Source organism: Brevundimonas sp. AC546 (assembly GCF_979258305.1).
In genome coordinates, this window is the sequence record NZ_OZ409849.1 from 1,793,214 (window position 1) to 1,818,818 (window position 25,605).

Genomic DNA, 25,605 nt, shown 5'->3' on the forward strand with positions numbered 1-25,605 from the left:
GGCCTTGCGGGTTAACGCTTCCTAAGCGGCGCGAACGGCGGTCAGCAAAGGCTCAGCGGCCGGATGCGAAAGTCGCGACCAGACCGCTTTCGGGCAGGGCGAGCAGCGCGCCGACGGCGATGGCGACGCCGTAAGGAATGTCGCCCTTGGGCTGCATCAGATTGACGACCCAGCCTTGCGACGCTGTGGGCGCAACCATCGGGAAATACTGGCGTGCAGTCATCAGCAAGAGGCAAAAGGCCCCGCCGGCCAGACCCGTCCAGATCAGGAAGGGCAGGACGCCGCTGACGCCCATCCAGAGGCAGCTGGCGGCGAGCAGTTTCGCATCGCCTCCCCCCACCCAGCCGGCGGCGAACATCCCCATGCCGATCAGCAGCGCGATTACGCCGACCCCGACGTGTACGGCGATGTCCATCGGCGCAGCGCCGATCAGCAGCGCGACGGGAAAGAAGGCGGCGACGAGCGCAAGAGAAATCCAGTTGGGGATCTTCATCGTGATCAGGTCGTGCAGACCGCCGACGATGACCAGAGCCGGAAAGACGCCAAGCGCGATGAGCAGAAGGATGTCCATGAGACCTTCCCTGGCACGGAGACCTTAAATCCTGGTTTCCAAGTCCGCCTCAGCGCTTCGTGACGTCCGCCGGGGTGGCCAGATCGGACCCCATTTTCACAAAGCCCGATTTCATACTCGGGCCGAAGGCCGAGAGAACGGTGATGATAAGCACAGCCATCAAGGCGGCGATCAATCCGTATTCGATGGATGTCGCGCCTGAGCGATCATCGAGGAACCGACGTGACGACTGATACATCTTGAACGCTCCCGACGCAGTTTTGAATCAAAAGGGCCGGCCATGCCGGCCGGCCCTCCAGACGATAATCTCGACTTCAGAGATTACGCGCCTTTGGTGATATCGTTGCCCTGAGCGCCGCTCATGGAGTCGCCGATGCCGGTGAAGGCAGCCTTCATTTGCGGGCCGAAGGCGCTCAGGCAAGCGATGATGGCGACGGCCATCAGGGCGGCGATCAGGCCGTATTCGATGGCGGTGGCGCCCGATTCGTCTTTGGCGAAGCGCGAGATGAACTTGGTCATGGGGTAGTCCTCTTTTTCAAATGGTCTAGCGAGCAACTTGGCGGGGGGAGCCGGTAGCCCGCTTGACCCCCAAACGCAGGATCAAAATGCCAGACCCCCGTTAAATCTGAGTCACGAGGTTTGGTTACGCGCGGATTTACCAAACAAATTTCTCAGTCAGCGGGTTCAGCCTTTGTTGAGGATCGTCGTTGCATCATGCGTGCGTCCGCGTCTGCACGCGCCGTTATTCAGAGCCGCCGATGTCCCGCATCCCTGCTGCCCTCCTCGCTATCGCCCTGATCGCCGCGCCCATCGTCGCCAGCGCCCAGGACGGTGCGCTCAATGTCGAGATTGATCGCTCTGCGCGTGTTCAGCTTCGCGGCGCCGCGGCTTCCATCATCGTCGGCAATCCGCAGATCGCCGACGTCTCCATGGTGGACGCCAACACCCTGTTCATCGTCGGCAAGGGCTATGGCGTCACGGAAGTCGTCGCCGTCGACGGCACAGGACGCACCCTGTTCCAGCGCGAAATCGTGGTGACGGGCGGATCGACTGGCTCGGTTCGCGTCTGGCGCGGCGCCCAGGCGACAGAGATGGCGTGCGGCGCCTCCTGCACCCCCAGCATCCGGGCGTCGTCCGCCGCCCCCTCGACCGCCCCCTGATCTTCGACATGGCTTTTCCGGGATCGTTGATGCGACGTCTGCGACGCCAGCGCGGACGTGAAGGGGTCGCGGCCGTCGAGTTCGGCATGGTCGCGATCCCCTTTTTCCTGATGATCTTCTCGATCCTGGAACTGGGCATTGTCTTCATTCTGAATTCGGTTCTCGAAACGGCGACGACGGACACGGGCCGTCTGCTCCGCACCGGTCAAGCTCAAGCCCAGGCGTTCGACAAGGCGCGCTTCAAAAGCGAACTTTGCAGCCGAATGGCGCTGTTCGAGAACGATTGCATCAATCGGGCGACGGTCGACGTGCGCGTTATTCCGCAGTTCGCCCTGACCGACGAGGACCGCGAGGAGCCGATCACCGACGGCGCGCTGGATTCCAACAAGACCACCTATGACGGCGGTGGCCCGACCAGTCTGGTTCTGGTGCGCGTCTGGTATGCGCATCCGCTGATGACGCCGTTTCTGAGCCAGTCTGTCTCGCGGATCGGAAACGGCAAGGTGCTTCTCACCGCCGCAACCGCCTTCCGCAATGAAGAATTCCCGGCAATAATTCCGCCCGCATCCCCGCCAGGATCGCCCTCATGATTTCGTGTATAAGGCTGTGGACGCGGGATACGCGCGGCGTCGCGGCGGTCGAGTTCGCCTTCATCGCCCCGATCGTGATCCTGCTTTATTTCGGCATGGTCGAATTCTGCCAGGGCTATATGGCGCTGAAACGCACCGGGCACACGGCCTCGATGGTGGCGGATATCGTGTCTCGAAACGGCGGCGCCATGACCAAGCTACAGGTCGAGGAGGTTCTCGACATCGGCTATCTGATCATGGCGCCGTATCCCGGGTCAGGGTTGAAACAGCGGGTCAGCAGCGTCACGCGGATCAATGCCGATACCTATCGGGTCGACTGGAGTGTCGGGGTCGGAGACGGGATGGACGCAAAGCTGCTCGCGGCGGACGCCAAAATCCCGCCGGCCCTGCTGGCCGTCGACCAGTCCGTCATCGTCGCCGAGGCCGAGTACGACTACAAGTCGCCGTTTGATCGGGTGTCGCCTGTCCCCGCCAAGTTCCGCCGCATGGCCTATCTGCAACCGCGCATCGTAGACTTCATCGCCTGCACGGGCTGCTGACTTCACCGCCCGGCCAAGGCGTCCCGCATCGCTGAAATCTTGGCGTCGGTCTCGGCCTCTTCGGCCACAGGATCACTGTCGGCGACGATGCCGGCGCCCGCCAGGGTGCGAAAGCGCCAGACGCCCCCCGACCGCTCGAAGCCGGCCGTTCGGATCAGCACAGACGCCGTCAGGGCGCCGTCATCTTTGATCAGGAACAATGACCCGCACCAGGGGCCGCGTGGCGGTTCGTGCGCCGCTATGACCTTCATGGCCTGATGTTTGGGCGCGCCGGTGATCGACCCCGGCGGAAAGGTCGCCTCCAGCAGGTCGGCGGGACCGACGCCGGCCTCCGCCACCGCAGTCACGGTCGAGACCAGATGATGCACGGTCGGGTGATGCTCGACCTCGAACAAGGTCTCGACGCGCACGGAACCCGGCTGTGACACGCGCGCCAGATCGTTTCGCATCAGATCGACGATCATCAGGTTTTCGGCGCGGTCCTTGGCGCTGGCCTGCAACTCGTTCGCCAGGGCGGCGTCCTCGATGGCATTGGCGGCGCGCGGGCGGGTGCCCTTGATCGGGCGGGCCTCGATGCGGCGACTGGCGGGATCGAAAGCGAGGAACAGCTCGGGCGAGTTCGACACCAGAGCCCGCTCCCCGATCCGCCAATAGGCGCCGAACGGCGAGGCGCGACCCTGTTGCAAGCGCAGGAAGACATCGAACGGCTCGGCGTCCGGCTTCAACCCACCGGACCAGGCCCGCGCGATATTGGCCTGGAACAGCTCGCCTGCAGCGATCCGCTCCACCACATTTGACACGGCGGCGCGGTAGGCTTCGGACGGCGCTTCGGCCTCGAAGGTCTCGGACGGCGCCGATGGCGGCGTGATCGCCACGGCCTTCGCCAGCCAACTCATCGCAAGGTCCGCCGCCTCACCTGCCGCCTCTGCGGTCGCGCCCCGCCCGACGGCGCGCACCGTGCGCTGGTGATGATCGAAGCTCAGCATGGCCGGATACCGGGCCAACATCAGGTCGGGCCAAGGGGTCTCTCGCTTCCCCGTCGCCGGCCGCGCCCCTGCGTCATAGGCGGCCAGCCCTATCACGCCCGCGGCGAACGCCGGGTCTCGCAACGCCGCAAAAGGGGCCGCGTCATTGACCGGACCGACCTGGACCATATCCGGCGCCGTGGCGACATGCGACCAGCGCCCGCCCGGTCCACCATCCGACAACAGAGCCAAGGCTCCGTCGCCGCCGCCTAGTCCTGCCGCGACCTCGACCGGCTCGACCCACAGAGCATCGCGCTTGACGACGTGGCTCAGAACCTCGCTCACGCCGACAGCCGCTCCACGATCCGGTCGCGCCGGGCGGTATCCACACCAAGGGCGTCGCGCATATAGGCGTCCACCGACCCATGCCGCGCCTCGACCGCAGTCACCGCCGCCTGCAGATAGGCGGCCTCGACTCCCAGGAAGGCGACGACAGCGTCGTCCGACGCCAGGCGTCCGGTCATCTCGTGCAGTTTCCTGGCGATACCAGGCGCGCGTCCGGCCAGATCGACGGCCGTATTGGTCAGCAGATAATCCTCGATCATGTCGTCACGCGACACGCCCAGCAGGTGGTGGGTCAGGGCGGCGAGGAAGCCCGTCCGATCCTTGCCCGCCGCACAGTGGATCACCACCGGCCGATCCTGCTCGGCCAAGGCCCGAAAATAGCGAGCGAACACATCCTGGTGCGACGCATCGAACGGCAGGGTCCGATAGGTGGCTTCCATGAACCGCCGCCCCGAATCCGGCGTCAGGTCCGCAGTTTTCAGGAAGGCGATGTGCGGCGCCTCGGCCCCGTCGTCGACGCCGCCTTCGATCACCAGACCGTTGAAGCCCTCCGGTCGACGCGAGGGCTGGTCGCGCCGCTCGCCCGGGCGGCGCAGATCGACCACCGCCCCGATATCCAGCAGCCTCAGCCGCTCCAGATCGGCCTCGCTGGCCCGCGCATGGTGGGCCGAACGCAGCAGACGGCCGGGCTGCACGCGCCGCCCGGCCGTCGTGGCGTAATCGCCATAGTCGCGGAAGTTGTCGATGGCCTCGAAGGCGTGAAGGCGGGTGGTCATGGCCCCGCTTCTAGCTTGATTTCATCGCTCTGGCAGCAGGCCCGCCATCGCGTCGAGATAGGCGACAAAGGCGTCGCGTCCCACATCGGTCAGGCTGGCCTCGGTCAGGGGCTTTCGGCCCTTGAAGCTCTTGGTCACGGCGACGAAACCGGCCTCTTCCAGCTTGCGCAGGTGAACCGACAAATTGCCGTCCGTGGTCTGCAACCGGGTTTTCAGACTGGTGAAGTCCGCCGTCCCGGCCCCTGACAGATAGGCCATGATCCCCAGCCGGATGCGTCCGTGAATGACGTCGTCGATCCGGCTGATGTCGAAATCATCGGCCATGCTCAGATCACCTCCGACGGTTCCTGACGCATCAGGATGATCCCGGGAACCAGGGCGACGGCCATCAGGACGACCGTGAACACTAAATAGATCATCGGACTGTCGATGAACCAGGCCACCGCGACCGCGCCGGCATAGGCTGCAAGCGCCGTCACCGACATCCAGCGCGTCCCAGTCATCGCTGCGCTGATCATCCAGGCCGAGCCATAGGCGACCAGGACCGTCGTCGGCATCACCGCCATCCACGACCAGTTCCCGGTCTTAATCGACAGGGCGACCAGCGCCAGCCAGGTGACGAAGATGCCGTAACCGACGCCCGACCATGCCGCGCTGACCGCCTTGTTGCCGGCCGAGTTGATGCCTGGCTTACCCTTCATGCGTCCGATCAGGACCGTCAACCCGATGGCGAAGATGACGCCAGAGGCGATCCACAACCCCAATTGCATCCATGAATTGACCTGGATTATCCCCGCCTGAATGGCCCATTGGCCGATGTTGGCGGCGCCGAAAACGATGGACGCCATGATCAGGATCGGCCCCGCCAGAAGCGGCGCATGACGCCCCTCGTGCGCGAGGCTGCGCATATAGGCGATGTCGTCCTGAATGGCCTGGGTCTCGCGGGTCATAGGTCTCTCCTCCTCAAATCCGATGAGGAAGCCTCGCCTAATAACTTTGTGTTGTAAAGTTCTTTTTTGCTATCGTTTTCGCGCATAGAAAAGGGGCGGAACCGAAGTCCCGCCCCTCAATCTGTTTGATCCGTCGCCTATAGTCGGGGCGAGCCGCCGCGTCCGCGAAGTCCGCCTGCCACCAAGGCGATGACGAACAGGATGATGGCGACGACAGCGACGAATTTGGCGATCTCAAACGAGAAGTTCGCGATGCCGCCGAAGCCGAGAACGGCCGCGACCAAGGCCACGACCAGGAAGATAATTGCCCAACGCATCATGGGTTTAGCTCTCCTGAGTTGATGTTGCCGTCGGCGACCCTAGAGCCGTTCGTCGGTCCGATACATCAACGTCGTCGCGGCTTGGCCGTTCCGTCGTTCTGTCAGATTCTATCAGCGGCGACGACGGCGCGAGAAGCCGCCCTGGTCCATTTTGCGGTCGGCGACCATGCTGGCGACGATGGCAGCCAGCGCCGGATTGCGCAGCAGCAGGAAGGCCGCGCCCAGACCGCCGACGGCGCCCACTATGGGTCGCTCCCGCACGATGTGGATCACCTTGCCCAACAGGCCTTCAGGCTCGTCCTCTTCGTCGTGCTCGTCGTGCTTGTCGCTCTTCAGGAAGACGACCGCCACGATCAGAGCGACCAGAGCGAACAGGCCGAAGGTCACGGCCGCCGCGCCCAGCGGCGTCAGCTTGAGGCTGAGCGCATAGAAGAGGGTCAGGCCCAGGAAGACGACGGCCAGAAACACGCTGGCGGCGACGACAGCCGTCGCCACCAGCTTTTTGACGATGCCCTTGAACATCAGCGGCGGCGGCCGGCCAGCAGCATGCCCAGAATGACGCCGACGCCGAGCGCAACGGCGGTCGATTGCAGCGGACGCTCCTGCACGCGTTCGACGACATAGCGTTGCGCCTCGTCGAAGCGTTCGGCGGCGTCGTCGTAATATTCGCGGCCCTTCACGCGGGCTTCGTCGTAATAGCCCCGGGCCTGTTCACGTACTTCGTCGCTCTTGGCGCGCAGCTTGGCCTCGGCCTCGGCGGCCTTCTCGCGCAGGCGTTGGGTTTCCTCGCGGGCGCCGGTCTTCAGATCCTCCTTGAGGGTCTTCAGGTCGGCCTTGATGTCTTCTCGAGCCTTGGTGGTGGCCATGGTGCGCGCTCCGTTGAAAGCTTGGCGGTAGAATAGAGAACCCCGTCTGGCAACGCCACACTCCGAACGAGGTTCCAACAGATGGGCGCCCGCCTCTGCTCTCGCCACGGGCTTTTCGCCGCACTAGAACAGCTGCATGACCCAATGGCTGTTCCCGCCCCGCCCCACCGCTTCGTTGCCGATCGTTGGAACCGACCAGCGGTTTCCCGTCCGCCGCATCCTTTGTGTGGGCCAGAACTACGCCGCCCATGCGCGCGAGATGGGGTCGGACCCTGACAAGCAGACGCCCTTCTTCTTCGCCAAACCCGGCGACGCCGTCGTGTCGGATGGGGCGAACCCGGCCTATCCGTCGGCGACGGCGAACCTGCATTATGAGGCCGAACTGGTCGCGGCCATCGGGCCGGATGCGGACGGCGGCGTCGCCATCGTCGGCTGGGGCGTCGGTTGCGACCTGACGCGACGCGATCTCCAGGCCGAAGCCAAGAAAACCGGCCGCCCATGGGACGCCGCCAAGGGCTTCGACCAGTCGGCGCCGTGCGGCCCCATCACCCTGGGCGCCCTGCCCCATCCTGCCGGCGCCATCGGCCTCAGCGTCAACGGCGAGGTCAAACAGGCGGGCGCGCTGGACGACATGATCCTGAACCCCGACCGCATCGTCGCGGCGGCGCAGGCCCTGTGGAGCCTGCAACCCGGCGACCTGATCTTCACCGGCACCCCCTCCGGCGTCGGCCCGGTCAGCCCCGGCGACCGCGTGGTCGTGACCGTCGAGGGTCTGGAGACGCTCAGCTTCGAGATTCAGCCATGATCCTGCACGGCTACTGGCGTTCGGGCGCCAGCTACCGCGTCCGCATCGCCCTGAACCTGAAAGGACTGGGCTATGACCTCGCCGCCCACGACCTGCGCAAGGGCGAGCAGAAGACGGCCGACTATCTGGCGCTGAACCCGCAGGGCATGGTCCCCGCCCTTCAGGACGGCGACCTGATCGTCACCCAAAGCCCGGCCATCCTCGAATGGCTGGAGGAGACCCACCCCGAACCGGCCCTGTTGCCGCGGGCGGCGAATGATCGCGCGGCCGTGCGCGCCATGGCCGCTCTGATCGGCTGCGACATTCATCCGCTGAACAACTTGCGGGTGTTGAAGGCGATCCGAAGCGACTTCAATGCCGATCAGGCCGCCGTGGACGCCTGGGCCGCCCAATGGATCGCGCCGGGATTCGACGCGCTGGAAGCCCTGATTGCGCGCCACGGCGGCGCCTGGTGCTTTGGCGACGCGCCGACGCTGGCGGACTGCTATCTGATTCCACAGATCTATTCGGCCCGCCGGTTCAACCTGGACCTGACGCCTTGGCTCCGCCTTCGGGCTATCGAGGCGACCGCCGAAGCCCACCCTGCCTTTGCGTCCGCTCATCCTGATCGCCAGCCCGACGCCGACGCCTGAAAAACACCGGACCGCGCATATCAGCGGTGGATAAGTAAGGTTCGCGTAAGGTCTCGCTCAGCGTCCCTTAAGCATTAGCCGCCATTGTGCCGGGGTGTCGTATTCCCCCGCCACACCTTCGGCGTCGTCGCCCATCCATCGCCTGGCCCTCGCCGTGGTGACAGAGCCCGAACGCGCGCCTGGCGCTTTCATGAGCGCGCCGTCCGGCGCCCGCGAAGAAGCCATGCGGTTCCTGCTGCAAACGGGGGCCGACGCCGGCGTCAAACTGATCGCCACCCGGCCCGAGGGCGACGGCGAACGCCTGCTGGGTCAGGCCTGGCCCTTCCCCTCCCCCTTCCAGGTGACGGTGCGGACCGTGCCGATCGGCGAAGGCGTGGACCGGGTCGAGGCGCGCGCCCGGCGCTCGCTGGAGCGGATGGGCCTGCCGCGCGGCGACGTCCTGCTGATTTCCAACGCCGCCGACTTGGCCGGCGCCGAGGGTCGCGCCCTGTGGGATCGCGCCCGCAGCCTCAAGGATCGCGGCCTTTATCGCCGCATCGGTTTCTGCGCCACGATCGAGGACGGACCCGCCCTCTTGGCTCGACGTCTGGAAGCGGACGTGGTCCAGGTGCCGTGCAGCCTGCTGGACCAGCGCGCGGCCCAGGACGGGACGCTGGAAGCCATCGCCGATACGGGCGCATCCGTTCATCTGTCTTCGGTCTTCGCCGGCGGCCTGCTGTTCGCGGGCGGCGACGATCTGCCGGTCGAACTGGCCAGCCATGCCCAGGCCCTGTCGCGCACGCGTCGGCGCTTAGCCGAGCAACGCTGCGACCCGATGCAGGCGGCCCTGGGTTACGCCCTGGCCCTGAAGGGCGTGGACAAGGTGGTGGCCAGCGTCGCCTCGGCCGCCGAACTGCGCGCCATCCTGGCCGCCGCCCACGCCCCCTGCCCGAACCTGGACTGGGCGGCCCTGGCGCTAGAGGCGCCAGCGGCCTTCACCGCCGGCGCCCGCGCCCGGATCAGCAGCGCCGCCTGATCGTCGCCCAACGGGCCACAAGCCTGTGCAAGGCCCGTCGTTCGCCCTTGAGACCCAAGGCGCGATCCGTCACCCTGTCGCGACATGAACGCGCCTGTCACTCATCCGCCCGAAATCGCCGCCTCGCTGGAGGGCGCGACGCCGTTCATGGCGCAATATCTGACGGCCAAGGCGGGTCAGCCGGACGCCATCCTGTTCTTCCGCATGGGCGACTTCTACGAGTTGTTCTTCAAGGACGCCGAGGTCGCATCGGCCGCCCTGGGCATCACCCTGACCAAGCGCGGCAAGCATCAGGGCGGGGACATTCCGATGGCCGGCGTGCCGGTCCATGCCATGGAGGGCTACCTCGCCCGCCTGATCCGCATGGGCCACAAGGTCGCCATCTGCGAACAGCTGGAAGACCCCGCCGAGGCCAAGAAGCGCGGCGGAAAGTCCGTGGTCCATCGCGGCGTAGTGCGGGTCGTGACGCCCGGCACCCTGACCGAGGACAGTCTGTTGGACGCGCGCGGCGCCAATCGCCTGGCGGCGGTCGCGGTGCGCAAAGGAAGGGCGGCGGTGGCCGTGGTCGAACTGTCGTCCGGCGCGGTGGATTCCGTCGCCTGTTCGCTCGAAGACCTGGGCGCGGCCCTCGCCGCCTTCCGCCCGTCCGAGGTTCTGGTCACCGACCGGATGTATTCGGACGAGGCGACGCGCGATGCGCTCGACGGCTCCGGCGGCGTGGTCCAGGCGCTCGCCAGCGCCATCGCCGAACCGCAAGCCGCGCGCGTGCGGGTCGAGCGGCTGTACGGCGTCTCCGCCCTCGACGGTTTCGGCGCCTTCGAGGAGGCCGAGGTCTCGGCGCTGGGCCTGATCGCCGCCTATCTGGAGACGACCCAGGCCGGCAAGGTTCCCGCCCTGGCCCCGCCCCGCCGCCTCGGTGAAAGCGGCTTTCTGGCCATCGACCCGGCGACCCGCGCCAGTCTGGAGATCGACCGCACCCAGCGCGGCGAGCGCGAAGGATCGCTGCTCGCCTGTATCGACCGCACCTTCACCTCGGGCGGGGCGCGGGCTTTGGCCGAACGCATCGCCCGGCCCTTGCGCGATCCGCTGGCGATCAACGAACAACTCGACGCCGTCGAATGGCTGCTGGAGCGGCGCGATCTGCGGCGAGATTTGCGCGAGGCGCTGAAGGCCTCGTCCGACATCGCCCGCGCCGTCGGCAGGTTGGCGCTTGGCCGCGGCGGCCCGCGCGACCTGGCGGCCGTGCGCATCGGCCTGTCGATCGCCGAGGGCGTCGCCGGGTTGTTCGTCGGTCAGGTCGATCCCCTGACCGGCCAGCCGCGCCGCATCGCCTCGGCCCTGGATCGGCTGACCCTGTCTGCGGACGTGTCGCGGCTGAAGGCCGACCTGATCGACGGCCTGGTAGACGAACCCTCGCACCTGGCGCGCGACGGCGGCTATGTACGCCCCGACTATCGTCCCGAACTGGACGCCGCCCGCACCCTGCGCGACGACAGCCGCCGCGTCGTCGCCGATCTGGAAGCCCGCGCCGTCGCCGAATCCGGCGTGCCCTTCAAGGTCAAGCACAACGCCGTCCTCGGCTATTTCCTGGAGACCTCGGCCAAGGCGGCGGAACCCCTGTTCCGCGCCGGCCCGGAAAGCCCCTTCATCCACCGCCAGACCCTGGCGGCTCAAGTCCGCTTCACCACCGTCGAACTGTCGGAGCTGGACGCCAAGATCAGCCAGGCCGGCCACCGCGCCTTGGCCATCGAGGGCGAGACCTTCGAGAGCTGGCGCCGCGAGGCCGCCCGCCTGGCCCAACCGCTGCAGGCGGTCGCCGAGGCTTTAGCCGAACTGGACGCCCACGCCGCCCTGGCCGAATGGGCGCAGGAAGTCGGCGCCGTTCGGCCCGTGGTGGACGACACCCTGGTCTTCTGCGTCGAAGCCGGCCGCCACCCCGTCGTCGAGGCGGCGGTCAAGGCGCAAGGGTCGCCCTACACACCCAACAACGCCCGGCTGGACGGGTCGGGCCAGGACGGATCGCGCCTCGCCATCGTCACCGGCCCGAACATGGCCGGTAAGTCCACCTTCCTGCGCCAGAACGCGCTGCTGGTGATCCTGGCCCAGGCCGGCGCCTTCGTGCCTGCGCGGTCCATGCGGCTGGGCGTGGTCGATCGGCTGTTCAGCCGTGTCGGGGCGGGCGACGATCTGGCGCGCGGGCGCTCCACCTTCATGATGGAGATGGTCGAAACCGCCGCCATCCTGACCCAGGCGACGCCCAAGAGCTTCGTCGTTTTGGACGAGATCGGGCGCGGCACCGCCACCTACGACGGCTTGGCTATCGCCTGGGCCACGGCCGAGGCCCTGCACGAGACCAACCGCGCCCGCACCCTGTTCGCCACCCATTACCATGAGCTGGCCCAGCTGGAGACGCGGCTGGACCACGTCTGCAACCTGTCCATGGTCGCCAAGGAATGGAACGGCGAACTGGTCTTCCTGCACGAGGCGGCGCCCGGCGCGGCCGACCGATCCTATGGCGTTCAGGTCGCCAAACTGGCCGGCGTCCCCGCCGCCGTCGTCGCCCGCGCCCGCTCGGTGCTGACACGGCTGGAGGGCGAAAAGGCCGCCGCATCCCGCCTGGACGACCTGCCCCTGTTCGCTGTCGCCGAGCCGGAACCCATGCGCGGCCCCTCCCCTCTGGAAAGGGCCATGCAGGACGTCGATCCCGACGCCTTGAGCCCCCGCGAGGCCCTGGAAGCCTTGTATCGCCTGAAGGGACTAGCCTGAGTCGACTACGCAAGAACCCTTATAGGTTGAGAATTTTAACCTCGTTCCGGCAAGTCTGAAGCTCGGCCCCTCCCCCGGCCTTTCCACCCGGACCAGACGATGAAGCTCAGCGCCCTTTCCCTGTCGGCCAAGACGGCATTGATGGTCATCGCCGCCCTCGGCGCCCTGACCCTGGCCGTGATGGCGGTCGCCGCCGTCCTTCTGACCCGCGACGCCGAGGCCAGGGCGGCCGAGCGTCAGGAAACAAACATGCGGGTCGCCTGGGACGTGCTGGCCGACTATGGCGACGGCTTCACCGCGCGCGATGGCAAGCTCTACGTCGGCTCGACCCCGATGAACGATTTCACCGCCCCCGTGGATCGAGTGAAGACCCTGGTCGGCGGCACCGCGACGGTCTTCATGGGCGACCTGCGCGTCACGACCAATGTGGTCAAGGACGACGGCTCGCGCGCCGTCGGCACCCGGCTGAAGCCCGGCCCTGTCTTCGACGCCGTGCTCAAGGACGGCAAACCCTATCGCGGCCAGGCCGACATCCTGGGCAAGCCCTATTTCGTCGCCTACGACCCGATCAAGACCACGGCGGGCCAGACCATCGGCGTACTGTATGTCGGCATTCCCAAGGCCGACTTCATGGCCTCGGTGAACCATATGATGATCGCCCTGTTCGCCTGTGGCTTGGTCGTGGCCCTGCTGACGCTAGGCGCCTGCCTCTATGTGTCGCGCCGGATGTTCTCGCCGCTGAAAGGCCTGTGCGAGCGCATGGAGGCCCTGCGCCAGGGCCGCACCGACTTCGACGCCCCCTGGGTCTCGCGCGGCGACGACATCGGCCAGATCTCGCGCGCCGTCATCGCCTTCCGTGACGCCGCCGTGCGCCAGAAGGAGACCGAGACCGAGGCCGAGACCATGCGCGAGACCGCCCGCGCCACGCGTCTGGCCGGCGAGGCCGAACGCGAACGCCTGGCCGCCGAAGACGCCGTGATGGTCGAGGCCCTGGGCGATGGCCTGGCGGCCCTGGCCCGCGGCGACCTGACCTACCGCATCGCCACCACCTTCGCCGAGCGCAGCAGGAAGCTGAAGGACGACTACAACGCCGCCGCCGACACCCTGACGGCGACCATGGGCGACATCATCGAACTGGTCGGGGCCATGCGCGCCGGCACCGCCGAGGTCACCACCGCCACCAACGACCTGTCGCGCCGCACCGAGCAGCAGGCCGCCGCGCTGGAAGAGACAGCCGCCGCCCTGGATCAGATCACCGTCACGGTGAAGAAGACCGCAGAGGGCGCCCAGTCCGCCGCCGGCATCACCGCCAAGGCCCGCAGCGGCGCCGAGGAGCGCGAGCGGATCATCGCCGACACCACCGCCGCCATGGGTCAGATCGAGAGCACCTCGGGCCGCATCGGCGAGATCATCGGCGTCATCGACGAGATCGCCTTCCAGACCAACCTTCTGGCCCTGAACGCCGGGGTCGAGGCCGCCCGTGCGGGCGAGGCCGGTCGCGGCTTCGCCGTCGTCGCCTCCGAGGTCCGCGCCCTGGCTCAGCGTTCCGCCGACGCCGCGCGCGAGATCAAGGGCTTGATCGCCGCATCCAGCGCCAGCGTCGGCGACGGCGCCCGCCTGGTGGCCCAGACCGGCGGCGCCCTGACCGCCCTGATCGGCCAGGTCGCCGACATCAACCTTCTGGCCGCCGAAATCGCCGCCTCGGCTCGCGAACAGGCTGTGGGTCTGGCCGAGGTCAATGTCGCCGTGAACCAGATGGACCAAACCACTCAGCAAAATGCTGCGATGGTCGAACAGACCACCGCCGCCAACCAGGCCCTCAGCCACGAAGCCGAGACTTTAGCCGAACTGGTGTCGCGCTTCCGCATCGAGGCCGGCCACCAATCTCAAGGGCGAGAGACCGCTTGGGCCGCCTGACGCACCCCTGAACAGCAAAAGGCCCGGCCGCTGCGAAGCGACCGGGCCTTTTTCTCGTCCTGAACCACCGCGCCTTGCGACGCGGCGCCGGATCAGGCCTGCATCATCCAGCCTTCGACATCCATGGCCGCCTGGCGCACGGCTTCCGAACGGGTCGGGTGGGCGTGGCAGGTGCGGGCGATGTCTTCCGACGCGCCGCCGAAGCTCATGGTGATGGCGGCTTCGTGGATCATCTCGCCGGCCTGCGGGCCCATGATGTGGACGCCCAGCACCTTGTCTGTCGCCGCGTCGGCCAGAACCTTCACGAAGCCGTCGGTCTCGTGGTTGATCTTGGCGCGGCTGTTGGCGGCGAAGGGGAACTTGCCCTTCTTGTAGGCGACGCCGGCGGCCTTCAGCTGGTCCTCGGTCTGACCGACCCAGGACACTTCGGGGAAGGTGTAGACCACGCTGGGCACCAGGGCGTAATCGACGTGGCCGTATTTGCCGGCGATGGTGTCGATCACGGCGACGGCGTCTTCTTCCGCCTTGTGCGCCAGCATCGGGCCGTGGGTCACGTCGCCGATCACCCACACGCCGCCCTCATTGACTTGGCCAGCGACCTTGAAGTGGTCATGGTCGATGAAGCCGCGCTTGTCCGGCGTCACGCCGACGCTCTCCAGACCCAGGCCTTCCGTGTAGGGACGACGGCCGATGGCGACCAGAACCACGTCGCCCTTGACCGTTTCCGCCGCGCCGCCGGCCGACGGTTCGACCGTCAGCTCCACCCCGTCCTTGACCGACTTGGCGGCCGTGACCTTGGCGCCCAGTTTGAACGTCATGCCCTGTTTGGTCAGGGTGCGCTGGAAGGCCGTGGCGACCTCGGTGTCCATGCCCGGCGTGATCCGGTCCAGGAACTCGACCACGGTGACCTCGGCGCCCAGGCGGCGCCAGACCGAGCCCAGCTCCAGGCCGATGATGCCGGCGCCGACCACGATCAGCTTTTTCGGCACGGCCGGCAGCGACAATGCGCCGGTGGAATCGATCACCTTGCCGTCCTCGAAGGCGACGCCCGGCAGCGGGGTGGGCTCGGAGCCGGTGGCGATGACGATATTCTTGGCGTCCAGCGTCTGGACCGAACCGTCGGCGGCGGTCACCTCGACCTTGCCCTTGCCCACGATCTTGCCCCGGCCCTTGATCCAGTCGGCCTTGTTCTTCTTGAACAGGAACTCGATCCCCTTGGTCAGGGCCGTGACGCTCTCGTCCTTGGCCTTGTGCATCTGGCCTAGGTTCAGCTTGGGCTGGACCTCGATGCCGATCTTGGCGAACTCGGTATTGGCGGCGTTCCACAGTTCCGACGCATGCAGCAGGGCCTTGGACGGCATACAGCCGACGTTCAGGCAGGTGCCGCCCAGCGTCGAACGCATCTCCACGCAGGCGACCTTCAGGCCCAGCTGGCCCGCACGGATCGCGGCGTTATAGCCGCCAGGGCCTCCGCCGATGATGACGACGTCGTAGGAAGCTTCGGCCATGGTGTCCTCTGATCGTTCGGCGCGGAGGGAGAGGCCCCGCAAATACAGGCTCTCGGGGCTGTAGGCAGACGCCCCGTCGGGGTCAACCGCCCCGCTGGCATATGGGGTCGCGATTGCGACCTTTGGAGGGGAGGCGGAACGGAAAAGGGCCGGACGTCGCCGCCCGGCCCTTCGTCGTCTGGAAAGGCGAAGCCTCAGAAGGCCATCCGCGCGACCAACTGGAACACCGGACCCGCGTTCTCGGACTCGATCTCGAACTCGTCGTAGCTGCGGTCGATCTGATCTTCGATCGTGTTGAACTTGTCGAACGTCTCGTCCTTGGACGAGTCGAGCAGGTTCGAGCCGGTGAAGCGGATCACCACGTTCGACGCGACCTGTTTCTCGATGAAGATCTCCAGATCGCCGCCGTATGAAGTGACGACCTCTTCGCCGACGATCCGGCCTTTGGCGTCGCCCTGTTTGCGATAGGTGGCGCCGAAGGCCGCGCCCCAGGTCGGGATGTCCTGGGTGAAGCCGACGTTGAAGACATAGTCCGACTGCGAGTTGAAGCGACGGTCGCCCAGGAAGTCGTCGACCGAACTGTCCAGCCACGAATAGTTCAGGAACACGCCCGTATGCTCCATGCCGATGAAGTCCAGCGGCGTGGACAGGTCGAACTCGACGCCCCAGACCTGGCCGTCGCCGACGTTCTCGGCCGTCAGGACGTAGGACACCAGTTCCTCGGCCGCTTCGTCCGGCGTCGCGCCGTCGTCGATGGCGTCGTCATAATCGTCTTGGGCCTGCTCGGAGAAGGCGCCCGTGTTCGTGATTTCGATCAAGTCCTTGATGTCGCGATAGAAGGCGTTGACGCCGATCACGCCGCGACGGCCCAGACGACGCTCGAAGCCCAGGTCCGCGCCCCAGGCCGTTTCCGGCTCCAGGTCGGGATTGCCGAGGAAGTCGTTGTCGCCGTATTCGCCTTCCAGCAGCGCCGGCGACAGGAAGTCGAAGTTCGGGCGACGCACGGTGCGGGCCACCGAAGCCGTGATCCGGTCGCTGTCCGACAGCTTGAAGCGCACGCTCGCGGACGGCAGCAGGATGCCATAGTCCTTGTCGTTGGTGCGGTCGGCGGCGCCGACGGTCTCGTCCGTGATCGAGAAGTCGGTCGTCTCGTAACGCAGGCCAGCCTCCCACTTCGCAGGGCCGTTCTCGCCCGACAGCATGATGTAGGGGTCGATCCGGGTCTCTTCGATCGAATTAATGCCGCCGTCGACGACTTCATAATCCCCATATTCGCTGTCCAGCAGCGCGCGGAACACCGGCTCGTCCTCGACTTCGGCAGAGGCCGACAGGACCGAGGTGTCGCGGTTCTTCTTCGAATACTGGATGCCGAACTCCAGCTCCATGCCGCCGCCCAGCTTGAGCTTGTGCTCGATGGCGGCCTGGATTTCCTCGTCGGTGACGTTGGTGCGGGTGCGTTCGCCCTCGATCACCTCGTCGCCGACATCCAGTTCCTCTTCCTGCTCGAACTGCTCGTCGTCGATGTTGGCGTAGCCCAGCTTGAAGGTCGTCTCGCCGCCCAGCATCTCGCGCTCGTAGCGGCTGTTGACCGACCAGTTGTCCGTCAGGATGTCGAGCGGGTTCCTGTTGACCTTGGCCACGTCGGTGACGTCGCCTTCGTCATATTCGATCGAGCTTTCGTCCTGAACGCGGTCGGTGCGGACGAAAACGCCGCTCAGTTCAAGATTGCCGCCGGCGACCGGCATTTCATACGACAGGTTGGCCGAATAGTCGGTGCCGTCGCGGGTGTCGGTCTGGGCTTCGGTGTCGGTCAGCTCGCCGCCCGGCTCGTCGTAGCGTTCCGAGAACTTCTGCTTGGGGTTGCGACGATCCTGGATGTTGCCGCCGATCAGCAGACGGCCCGGCCCGACCTGGCCGCCCCAGACGGCGCCGTAGGTGCCGCCCCATTGGCCGTATTCGCTGTCTTCCCAGTGCAGCGCGCCGAGGCGCACATAGCCGCCGTCCAGCGACATGGCGTCACGCAGCACGATATTGATGGCGCCGGCGACCGCGTCGCCTGAGCGGTTGGCCGACGAGGAGCGGACGACCTCGACCCGCTCGATCAGTTCGGCGGGGATGCGGTCCACGAAGAAGGAGCGATCCAGGTTGGCGCCGGGGACGCGCTCGCCGTTGATCAGGATCTGGGTATAGGCCGAGTCCAGACCGCGCATGCGCACGCCGTCCGATTCCAGCACGTCCGACAGGAAGGTCACCGAGGGCACCCGCTTCAGGGCGTCGCCGGCGGTCAGGGGCTCGAAGCGCTGGAAATAGTCCAGGTCGTACGACAGCGTGGGCACGACGTCGTCGGTGCGATTGCGCATCGCCGGCTCGCCGGTGACGACAACTTCCGCCAGCGACGTGACCGGGGCCTGGGCGATCTGCTGCGGCGCGACCTCGTCGGCGGCGAGAACTGGAGCGGCGAAGGCGAGGGGCGCCAAGGCGGCGCCCATGAGCAGTTTGATTTTCATCTCGATGATCCCCAGCGGCGGGCGACGTTTCACCTCTGCCGTTGGGCGGCCCGATAGCGGGGACTGGCGACGCGAAAGCGACGTTTCGACGACGGCGATTTCGCGGTTTCAGGACATTTGCGCGACGATCCGTCCTGACACCGACCATGCGTCATCGAACCGCATTCAAACCGTCACCATAAGTCCGTTGACCTGTCGGCGGTCGGCCTTGATCTGGGCCCCGACGAAATCACGTGACGAAATCACATCCGGGAACCTGCCATGACTTCGCCGATCCGACGCGCCGCCCGTTTCGCGGCCACGGCCTCCCTTCTCGCCCTCCTCGCCGCCTGCGCCACGACCGAGGTCGACTTCCAGGGCGAGGGCGAAGGGTTCGTCGGTCCCGGCGCGCCGGTGCAGGCCGTGCTGGAAACCCCGTCGGTCGGCACCGCCGGTCAGGACGCCGCCGACGACCCCGCCGTCTGGGCCAGCGCGACGCCGGTCACGGTGATGGGCGAACAGACCCCCGGCTTCGTCGCCGGCACGGACAAGAAGTCCGGCCTCTATATCTATGGCTTCGACGGCCGGATCCTGCAGTTCCTGCCCGAAGGCCTGCTGAACAATGTCGATGTGGTCGAGGGCCTGTCGGTCGGCGGCCGCCCGCAGGTGGTGCTGGGCGCCAGCGACCGCACGCCGGGCAAGACCGGCATCTCGCTCTATACCTTCGATCCGGCCGGGACCGGCGACAACGGGGTGCGCTATTGGGGCGCCGTCGCCACCGACGTGATCGAACCCTACGGCTTCTGCTTCGCGCGTCGCGGCGCCGAGGTCCACGCCATCCTGGTCGGCCATGAGGGCGAACTGCGTCAGTTCATCCTGAGCGTCGGCGCCGACGGCAAGCCCGCCGCTCGCGAGGTGCGCCGCGCCGAGATCGGCACCATCTCCGAAGGCTGCGCCGCCGACGAGGCGACCGACGCCCTCTATATCACCGAGGAGAACGTCGGCCTGTGGCGCTATGGCCTGAACCCGGCGTCGGGCGCGACCCGCACCCTGATCCAGCCCATCGCCAAGGATATTCTGGTCGCCGACGCCGAAGGCCTGACGACCATCACCGACGCCTCGGGCCGTTACCTGATCGCCTCCAGCCAGGGCGATTCCGCCTTCCCCGTCTGGCGCATCGACGGCGCGGCGCCGGAATATAAGGGCCGGTTCAAGGTCGTGGACGGCGCGGTGGACCGCATCACCGGCACGGACGGCCTCGCCGCCGCCAGCGGCCCGGTCGGCCCCTTCCCCGACGGCGTCGTCGTCATCCAGGACGACGTCAACGACGTCGGCACCCAGAACTTCAAATACGTCGACTGGCGCGACATCCGCCGCGCGCTGGGGCTGTAAGACTTGGCTACGTCAGCCTGGACGAAGCATTTGTGAGGGTGGTGCGAGTTTCTCGTTGAGATATCAACGTCCGCAAGTCGGCGTCGGTGCGAAGTCCACATCGACCCAAACCGGACATTCTCGATGTCCGCTCTCGAGCGTAAGCATCCCCGCTATCTCTGGGGAGTGACTGGCTGATCGAACCAACGTGTGATCGCTTTGTCTGTGCTATCGTGGACAAGATCGCGTCGTCCACGGATAACTCGGTCGGCGATCTGACCAGCGATGGTGCCAAGAAGCCGCGCCCTGTCAGCTTCGCTATCTCTGGACTCGGATCCGAACTGATCAGTTACGACCTCGCTCGCGTAGCGAACGAACAGCCCATCAAGGTCATCGCTCACTTCGATCATCTCACGCCCGCACGTTTGCATCAAAACGTTCAGCAGTTGGATTTGATATTCGATCGAGGCTTCTTCCTCCGGCACCGGGCCCGCCTTTGCCCAATACGTTGCTGCCGTCTTCTGTAGGTCTCCCAGCGTTGCGAGTAGGAGATCCACCGACTTGACCAAATGATCGCGGCGACCGCGGTGTCCCTCATTCAGGCGCGCGAGCAACCAAGAGCCGACAAGGGCGACAGCCAAACCCGCGACCAGCGGCGGCGCCAACTTATCTAGCGCCCAGCCCCATCCGCTCAAAGGCGCAGCGCACGCCACCTGACAGTGAAGGCTCAACTGATCGGCTAATGCTGGAGGCGACGAATAGCTTGGCGCTCGAGATATTGCATCGCGAGCGTCATGTATGGGCGCAGCAGTGGGGTGCTAGGTGCCTCTAAACGGATCGAATTTTTCACCTGGTCGAGGGTCCACTCAGGCCGTTCACGAAGCAGACCCCCGAAGGCCTCTTCGAGGAACGACGTCGGTGTGCCGCTCACTCCGTCAAAATTGATGCGCACAACCTGGCCGGAAGATATGGCGCGATCAACAAGCGGAATGAGGTGCGCCCGTCTAAAAACTTCACCGCTGTAGGGACCATTCTTTTTGTAGCGACCACCAAGGTCGCTAGAGAAGATATCCGCTACACGAAACTCGATCATATCATCGGTCCCATTAAGGCGGCGCTCTCCGACGGCATTCTCAACGTCCATTGGACCAGCGTACCACAGAATGGATTTCCATACTTCTTCTTGGTGATCGACCCGTCGCTCGAATAGGTCACCTCGCCACAGCCGCTTAAAATACGCACGTTCGAACCGTCAAGTTCCGCCACGACCTGGCATATCGTCCACAACCCATTACCACGCTCAGGCATATCGGTGCTGGTGCGGCCTAACTCAATAGCTGCCTCGATGAGGTCTGCGTCTTCTGACCCTTTTAGAAAGCGCCTCAGGAAGCCGAAATATGTCTGATCTGACGGGATGCGTGCCGGAATGCCCACGCCTTGATCATAAACCACAAACTCTAGTGTTTCGGTGCTGGCATCGAAGGCGCCCGCGATCCACCAGCTATCGATGGGACTGTACACCTCTGGAGGGCGATCCAAGTACGCGTGATTGTTCACGTTCATCATAGCCTCGACCAAGCCACTGTAGATGTCTTCCCGCCTTGGCGTGCTGCCTGCCACAGCGGCAATCTTATTGATCAGCGCAGTCGCCTGCGCCCCGCGAACCTGGCTTCCCGTCTCAAATTTCACGAACTGCCGACCACCAGGTTCAGGAGGAGCGTCTTCCCCTGAACGCCCGACCGCCTTCACGAACTCGTAAAACCCAAGCTGCTCGAGAAGCAGTCTAATTTTCGGGCTCCATTTTGCGTCATCAATCAACGGCCGATAGTCGATGTTTCGGCAGTTGCGCGAGTATTCCGCGACTAACACCAATGCAGCATCTAGCGTCAGTTCCGTGACTGGAGCGAGATCCACGAGAGAGCTCGTACGATTGTGCTTCTCCAACGTCGGAGCGACGAACGCTTCCCACCTGTATGCATAAAGGAGGCCAAGGAAACGGTCGCGTTCAGTAGGCGACAGGCTAAGGACAGCCGGAGCATGTAAAATGGTGCCGAGCTTGGCTGGGCCTCGCGGAACTTTCACAGGCCCTGCGTCGATTTTTGGCAACGGAAGATTTGCCCGGGCGATGGTTAGCCGCTCGACTGCAACCCTCATGTCTCGCTGAAAGCCATTCCAAGTGCGACCGCCACTGGGTGACCTAGACGGAGCAGCGCCGCTACGCCGTCGAAAGGCAAACCGTAGCCGTCGTCCACGACAGGTGCGAGAGAAATAAAACGTGGGGGCCTTCATGCGATTTCTATCGCAGGTGGCGGACGATTCACCAACCTCAAGCGATACCTCTGGCGATAATGCTGGTCGGATCGCTCGATCATCATCACGGCAGCAGACCGCGTCATTTGTCGCTGTGGTCGGGCCGCTTGCTTTGGTGGACGCAGGGAAGCCCTACTGATCCTCGTCAAACTTCCGCGCGACCAGGTCGGTCAGGGCCTCGACGGCCTCTTCGGCGTCCGGCCCTTCGGCGGAGACGTCGATGCTGCAGCCGATGCCGGCGCCCAGCATCAAAAGGCCCATGATCGAGCGGGCGTCCACCGTCACGCCGTCGCGGGTGACGTGGATCTCGCTCTCGAAGCTGGAGGCCAGTTTGACGAACTTGGCCGAGGCGCGGGCGTGCAGACCCCGGGTGTTGCAGATGTTCAGGGTCGCGGTGACGGTCATTTTTCGCCTGCGAGCACCCAGGACGCGACGGAAATGTATTTGCGCCCGGCGTCCTGCGCATGGGCGACGCAGGATTCCAGCGTCTCGCGCCCGCGCACGCTGGCCAGCTTGATCAGCATGGGCAGGTTCAGCCCGGCGATGACCTCGGCGTGGGTCTGTTCCATGACCGAGATCGCCAGGTTCGAGGGCGTGCCGCCGAACATGTCGGTCAGCAGGATGACGCCGTCGCCGTCGTCCACGGCCGCCGCTGCGTCCACGATGTCGCGACGCCGACGCTCCATGTCGTCTTCCGGCCCGATGCAGATGGCCGCGACGCCGCGCTGCGGGCCGACCACATGCTCCATGGCGGAGAGAAATTCGGACGCCAACCCGCCGTGGGTGACGATCACCAGACCGATCATGAGGACTTCACTCGCATCCCGCCCCGAACCGTCCCAGGCATTCCCCCGCCCGGCAAGGGAGGCCGGACGCCGCCCTCTTTGGACCGCAAGGGGCGTGTCATAGACCCGTCGCTCAGGGTTTCAAAGCGTCTCCAACGCGACTGCGACCACATCGACGGCAGAGGCGGGTCGGGGGTCCAGCGCCAAGAGGGGCAGGTCCACCCCCGCGAAACGCCGTGTCTGCGGCTCTGGAAGCCTTTCGACGGCCTCTGGGACACAGGCGATCACCAGCGCCACTCTAGACAGGGGGCGTGTCGCGGCGGACACGATTCCGACCCCGCGAACTTCGATACGACCCGCGATCGAAGCCGGCGACGAGGCATGAACCGCCCCGCCGGACGTCCAGACCTGGGTGTAGTCGTCGCTGATCAGCCGCCAGCCGCGCCCGATCAGCCGCAGCGCCAGATCGCTCTTGCCGACGCCCGACGGCCCCAGGATCATCACCCCCTGCCACTCGCCGCGCCTGCGAACGGCGACCGTGGTGGCGTGGACGGGCGGTTCGATGCTCATGCCCTGCGGCCGACCGCCGGGAAGACGATCTCGAACCGGGCGCCGCCGTCCGGGCGGTTCTCGGCATGGACCCGACCCCCGTGCGCCTCGGCGATCTGACGCACGATCGACAGGCCCAGGCCCGAGTTCGATCCGAACACCGCCCCCTTGGGCCGCGAGGTGTAGAAACGCTCGAACACCGTCTCCAGGTTCTCGGCCGGAATGCCCGGCCCCTGGTCCTCGACCCGGACGCGGATCGGCAGGTCGTCTGTCGTCTCTTCCAGCGTCACCTTGACCACGCCGCCGGCCGGACTGAACGAGCGGGCGTTGTCGATCAGGTTGCGGAATACCTGCCCCAGCGGCCCGTCGCGCCCCATGACCCGCAGCGGCTGCTCGGGCGCCGTGAAGGTCACCGGGATATCGCCGGGCTTGGCCGTCGTCTCATAGATGCCGACGATGTCGCTCAGCAGCCGGTTCAGCTCGACCGGGCGCGGCCGATCCCGCGACAGTTCCGCATCCAGCCGCGACGCATTCGAGATGTCGGTGATCAGCCGGTCCAGCCGGCGCACGTCCTGCTGCAACAGGGCCGTCAGCTTCTCGCGGTGCGCGTCGGTCTTGACCAGCGGCAGGGTCTCCAGCGCCGAACGGATCGAGGTCAGGGGGTTCTTGATCTCGTGTGACACGTCGGCCGCGAACCGCTCGATGGCGTCCATCCGCGTCGACAGGGTGTCGGTCATGGATTCCAGCGACCGCGCCAAGTCGCCGATCTCGTCCTTGCGGTCCTCCAGATCGGGCAGGGAGATGGCGCGCGCGCGTTGGAGCTTGACCTGATCCGCCGCCGCCGACAGCCGCATGATCGGCCGCGCCACGAACAGATGCAGCAGCAGCGAGGCCAGCAGATTGACCCCCAACGCGACTAGGGCGAACGGGAACAGGGCGCGCCGCTGGGCGCTCAGGATCTCGTCCACGTCGCCGGATTCGACCGTCAGCACCCCCAACACCTGACGCACATGGCGCACGGGAATGGAGACGGACACCACCCGGTCGCCGGATTCGTTGCGGCGCAGGGTCGCCTGGGGCGCGCCTTCCAGCGCGGCCGTGACTTCGGCCGCCAGTTCGCCGTCGGCGCGAGCGACGCGGCGTTCGGAGACGATGCTCGCCGCCGCGCTGTCGGGCGTCGGGGCGCCGGCCGGGTTGGCTTCCGGCAAAGGCCGTCCGCCGATGGCCTCGGTCACCTGATAGCTGTCCACCAGCAACAGACCGTTGATGTCGTACAGCCGCACCCGCTGCCCCGCCGGAATGAACCGGTCGGTCAGCCACAGCGAGGCGCGGATCGGATCCAGCTCGGGCGTCGGTTCGCCGCGGGTCACCCCCTCCTCCCGCAGGACGTTGGCCAGCAGTTCAGCCTGAACGCTCAACGATTCCTGGCGCGCCTCGATCAAGCCCTGACGCCATTCGTTAAGGGCCAAAGCCCCGCCGAACAGGATCAGCAGGCTGAGCAGATTGAGCACCAGGATGAAGCCGCCCAGCCGCGATCCGCCGAAGCGGAACAACGGCCGGCGCACAGGCTCCTCGTCGGGCTCGCGCCCGCCCGGAAGATCAGCTCTCGCGGTAGCGGTAGCCGACGCCATACAGGGTCTCGATCGCGTCGAACTCGTTGTCCACGGCGCGGAACTTCTTGCGCATCCGCTTCACGTGGCTGTCGATGGTGCGGTCATCGACATAGACCTGATCGTCGTAGGCGGCGTCCATGAGGTTGTCGCGGCTCTTCACGAAGCCGGGACGCTGGGCCAGGGCCTGCAACAGCAGGAACTCGGTCACCGTCAGCTTGACCGCGCGGCCGTCCCAGGTGGATTCATGGCGCGCCGGGTCCATCGACAGCTTGCCGCGCTTGATGGCGCGACCCGACACCTCGGCCGCCGTCTCCGGCTCGCCGCCGTCGGCGCCGGTGCGGCGCAGCAGCGCCTTGACCCGTTCGATCAGCAGACGCTGGCTGAAGGGTTTGTGGATATAGTCGTCGGCGCCCAGGTTGAAGCCGAGGATCTCGTCGATCTCCTCGTCCTTGGACGTCAGCATGATGACGGGGATCTGCGAGGTCTGGCGCAAGCGACGCAGCACCTCCATCCCGTCCATACGCGGCATCTTCACGTCAAGAATGGCCAGATCGGGCGGCGACGATTCCAGCGCGGCCAGGCCCGACGCGCCGTCGTGATAGGCGGTGATCTTGTGGCCATGGCTTTCCAGCGCCAGCGATACGGACGCCACGATGTTCTCGTCGTCATCGATCAGGGTGATGTTGGCCAAGTGTGTCTTCTCCTGAACTTACGTTCCCGCGAACGAGAACGCGCAACAAGCGTAACCGTTCGATCGCGGTCACAT

General features: G+C 66.0%; 29 protein-coding genes. 9 read left to right on the forward strand and 20 right to left on the reverse strand.

Going from position 1 to position 25,605, the window contains the following annotated elements:
- Positions 1-52: 52 nt before the first annotated feature.
- The 3 genes from ACZZZD_RS08900 to ACZZZD_RS08910 form a co-directional block, all read right to left on the reverse strand.
- Positions 53-571, reverse strand: a complete 519-nt coding sequence (locus tag ACZZZD_RS08900) for an A24 family peptidase (RefSeq protein ID WP_463434358.1) — start codon at positions 569-571, stop codon at positions 53-55.
- A gap of 49 nt (positions 572-620) precedes the next feature.
- Positions 621-809 carry a Flp family type IVb pilin gene (locus ACZZZD_RS08905; protein ID WP_463434359.1) on the reverse strand — a complete coding sequence of 63 codons (189 nt, stop codon included), beginning with the start codon at positions 807-809 and terminating at the stop codon, positions 621-623.
- Between the two features lie 83 nt (positions 810-892).
- Positions 893-1,090 (reverse strand): Flp family type IVb pilin, encoded by a 198-nt coding sequence (locus tag ACZZZD_RS08910; protein ID WP_463434361.1) that lies wholly within the window; start codon positions 1,088-1,090, stop codon positions 893-895.
- Positions 1,091-1,329: 239 nt separating this feature from the next.
- On the opposite strand from ACZZZD_RS08910, the gene ACZZZD_RS08915 reads away from it, so the two are divergent.
- Genes ACZZZD_RS08915 through ACZZZD_RS08925 form a run of 3 tightly spaced genes read left to right on the forward strand, consistent with a single transcriptional unit; the run spans position 1,330 to position 2,860 of the window.
- Positions 1,330-1,731, forward strand: coding sequence for a pilus assembly protein N-terminal domain-containing protein (locus ACZZZD_RS08915; protein WP_463434363.1), 402 nt, complete (start codon positions 1,330-1,332; stop codon positions 1,729-1,731).
- A gap of 29 nt (positions 1,732-1,760) precedes the next feature.
- Positions 1,761-2,321, forward strand: a complete 561-nt coding sequence (locus ACZZZD_RS08920; protein ID WP_463434365.1) for a TadE/TadG family type IV pilus assembly protein — start codon at positions 1,761-1,763, stop codon at positions 2,319-2,321.
- Positions 2,318-2,860, forward strand: a complete 543-nt coding sequence (locus tag ACZZZD_RS08925; RefSeq protein ID WP_463434367.1) for a TadE/TadG family type IV pilus assembly protein — start codon at positions 2,318-2,320, stop codon at positions 2,858-2,860. Before ACZZZD_RS08920 ends, ACZZZD_RS08925 begins: the two co-directional genes overlap by 4 nt.
- A gap of 2 nt (positions 2,861-2,862) precedes the next feature.
- On the opposite strand, the gene ACZZZD_RS08930 is transcribed toward ACZZZD_RS08925, so the two are convergent.
- The 7 genes from ACZZZD_RS08930 to ACZZZD_RS08960 form a co-directional block, all read right to left on the reverse strand.
- Positions 2,863-4,170, reverse strand: a complete 1,308-nt coding sequence (locus tag ACZZZD_RS08930) for an anthranilate synthase component I family protein (protein WP_463434368.1) — start codon at positions 4,168-4,170, stop codon at positions 2,863-2,865.
- A complete protein-coding gene (locus ACZZZD_RS08935; RefSeq protein WP_463434370.1) occupies positions 4,167-4,946 on the reverse strand; it encodes a tyrosine-protein phosphatase in 780 nt (259 codons plus the stop codon). The genes ACZZZD_RS08930 and ACZZZD_RS08935 overlap by 4 nt, the downstream gene beginning before the upstream one ends.
- 21 nt (positions 4,947-4,967) lie before the next feature.
- Positions 4,968-5,270, reverse strand: a complete 303-nt coding sequence (locus ACZZZD_RS08940) for a winged helix-turn-helix domain-containing protein (protein ID WP_463434372.1) — start codon at positions 5,268-5,270, stop codon at positions 4,968-4,970.
- Positions 5,271-5,272: 2 nt separating this feature from the next.
- The gene (locus ACZZZD_RS08945) at positions 5,273-5,896 is read right to left on the reverse strand and encodes a hypothetical protein (RefSeq protein ID WP_463434374.1); all 624 of its coding nucleotides are present in this window, start codon (positions 5,894-5,896) and stop codon (positions 5,273-5,275) included.
- Positions 5,897-6,033: 137 nt separating this feature from the next.
- Positions 6,034-6,216: a DUF1328 domain-containing protein gene (locus ACZZZD_RS08950; RefSeq protein ID WP_463434376.1), complete on the reverse strand. Its 183-nt coding sequence runs from the start codon at positions 6,214-6,216 to the stop codon at positions 6,034-6,036.
- A 111-nt stretch (positions 6,217-6,327) separates the two neighbouring features.
- Positions 6,328-6,738, reverse strand: a complete 411-nt coding sequence (locus ACZZZD_RS08955) for a hypothetical protein (RefSeq protein ID WP_463434378.1) — start codon at positions 6,736-6,738, stop codon at positions 6,328-6,330.
- Positions 6,738-7,082, reverse strand: coding sequence for an ElaB/YgaM/YqjD family protein (locus ACZZZD_RS08960; protein WP_463434380.1), 345 nt, complete (start codon positions 7,080-7,082; stop codon positions 6,738-6,740). The genes ACZZZD_RS08955 and ACZZZD_RS08960 overlap by 1 nt, the downstream gene beginning before the upstream one ends.
- Before the next feature lie 136 nt (positions 7,083-7,218).
- Here ACZZZD_RS08960 and ACZZZD_RS08965 point away from each other — a divergent pair, with 136 nt between their 5' ends.
- From ACZZZD_RS08965 to ACZZZD_RS08985, 5 genes are all read left to right on the forward strand, one after another.
- On the forward strand, positions 7,219-7,887 hold the full coding sequence (locus ACZZZD_RS08965; RefSeq protein WP_463434382.1) for a fumarylacetoacetate hydrolase family protein: 669 nt from the start codon (positions 7,219-7,221) through the stop codon (positions 7,885-7,887).
- Positions 7,884-8,519 carry a maleylacetoacetate isomerase gene (gene maiA, locus ACZZZD_RS08970; RefSeq protein WP_463434384.1) on the forward strand — a complete coding sequence of 212 codons (636 nt, stop codon included), beginning with the start codon at positions 7,884-7,886 and terminating at the stop codon, positions 8,517-8,519. The genes ACZZZD_RS08965 and maiA overlap by 4 nt, the downstream gene beginning before the upstream one ends.
- Before the next feature lie 94 nt (positions 8,520-8,613).
- Positions 8,614-9,534 carry an aldo/keto reductase gene (locus ACZZZD_RS08975; RefSeq protein ID WP_463434385.1) on the forward strand — a complete coding sequence of 307 codons (921 nt, stop codon included), beginning with the start codon at positions 8,614-8,616 and terminating at the stop codon, positions 9,532-9,534.
- A gap of 84 nt (positions 9,535-9,618) precedes the next feature.
- On the forward strand, positions 9,619-12,300 hold the full coding sequence (gene mutS, locus ACZZZD_RS08980; protein ID WP_463434387.1) for a DNA mismatch repair protein MutS: 2,682 nt from the start codon (positions 9,619-9,621) through the stop codon (positions 12,298-12,300).
- A 99-nt stretch (positions 12,301-12,399) separates the two neighbouring features.
- Complete coding sequence (locus ACZZZD_RS08985) at positions 12,400-14,217, forward strand: methyl-accepting chemotaxis protein (RefSeq protein ID WP_463434389.1); 1,818 nt, start codon at positions 12,400-12,402, stop codon at positions 14,215-14,217.
- A gap of 92 nt (positions 14,218-14,309) precedes the next feature.
- On the opposite strand, the gene lpdA is transcribed toward ACZZZD_RS08985, so the two are convergent.
- Positions 14,310-15,725, reverse strand: a complete 1,416-nt coding sequence (gene lpdA / locus ACZZZD_RS08990) for a dihydrolipoyl dehydrogenase (RefSeq protein WP_463434391.1) — start codon at positions 15,723-15,725, stop codon at positions 14,310-14,312.
- Between the two features lie 194 nt (positions 15,726-15,919).
- Positions 15,920-18,232: a TonB-dependent receptor plug domain-containing protein gene (locus ACZZZD_RS08995; protein ID WP_463434392.1), complete on the reverse strand. Its 2,313-nt coding sequence runs from the start codon at positions 18,230-18,232 to the stop codon at positions 15,920-15,922.
- Positions 18,233-18,493: 261 nt separating this feature from the next.
- Between ACZZZD_RS08995 and ACZZZD_RS09000 the strand changes: the two genes are divergently transcribed.
- Positions 18,494-19,603, forward strand: coding sequence for a phytase (locus ACZZZD_RS09000; protein ID WP_463434394.1), 1,110 nt, complete (start codon positions 18,494-18,496; stop codon positions 19,601-19,603).
- Between the two features lie 152 nt (positions 19,604-19,755).
- On the opposite strand, the gene ACZZZD_RS09005 is transcribed toward ACZZZD_RS09000, so the two are convergent.
- From ACZZZD_RS09005 to ACZZZD_RS09040, 8 genes are all read right to left on the reverse strand, one after another.
- Positions 19,756-20,247 carry a hypothetical protein gene (locus tag ACZZZD_RS09005; protein ID WP_463434395.1) on the reverse strand — a complete coding sequence of 164 codons (492 nt, stop codon included), beginning with the start codon at positions 20,245-20,247 and terminating at the stop codon, positions 19,756-19,758.
- 74 nt (positions 20,248-20,321) lie between these two features.
- Entirely contained in the window at positions 20,322-20,675 is a 354-nt protein-coding gene (locus tag ACZZZD_RS09010; RefSeq protein WP_463434397.1) for an STAS-like domain-containing protein, read from the reverse strand.
- Positions 20,672-21,496, reverse strand: a complete 825-nt coding sequence (locus ACZZZD_RS09015; protein ID WP_463434399.1) for a hypothetical protein — start codon at positions 21,494-21,496, stop codon at positions 20,672-20,674. The genes ACZZZD_RS09010 and ACZZZD_RS09015 overlap by 4 nt, the downstream gene beginning before the upstream one ends.
- 528 nt (positions 21,497-22,024) lie before the next feature.
- Positions 22,025-22,297, reverse strand: coding sequence for an HPr family phosphocarrier protein (locus ACZZZD_RS09020; protein ID WP_463434401.1), 273 nt, complete (start codon positions 22,295-22,297; stop codon positions 22,025-22,027).
- A complete protein-coding gene (locus ACZZZD_RS09025) occupies positions 22,294-22,698 on the reverse strand; it encodes a PTS sugar transporter subunit IIA (RefSeq protein WP_135193946.1) in 405 nt (134 codons plus the stop codon). Before ACZZZD_RS09025 ends, ACZZZD_RS09020 begins: the two co-directional genes overlap by 4 nt.
- A gap of 120 nt (positions 22,699-22,818) precedes the next feature.
- Positions 22,819-23,247: an HPr kinase/phosphorylase gene (locus ACZZZD_RS09030; RefSeq protein WP_463434403.1), complete on the reverse strand. Its 429-nt coding sequence runs from the start codon at positions 23,245-23,247 to the stop codon at positions 22,819-22,821.
- Positions 23,244-24,857, reverse strand: a complete 1,614-nt coding sequence (locus tag ACZZZD_RS09035; RefSeq protein ID WP_463434405.1) for an ATP-binding protein — start codon at positions 24,855-24,857, stop codon at positions 23,244-23,246. Before ACZZZD_RS09035 ends, ACZZZD_RS09030 begins: the two co-directional genes overlap by 4 nt.
- Entirely contained in the window at positions 24,826-25,530 is a 705-nt protein-coding gene (locus ACZZZD_RS09040) for a response regulator transcription factor (protein ID WP_463434407.1), read from the reverse strand. The genes ACZZZD_RS09035 and ACZZZD_RS09040 overlap by 32 nt, the downstream gene beginning before the upstream one ends.
- Between the last annotated feature and the right edge of the window lie 75 nt (positions 25,531-25,605).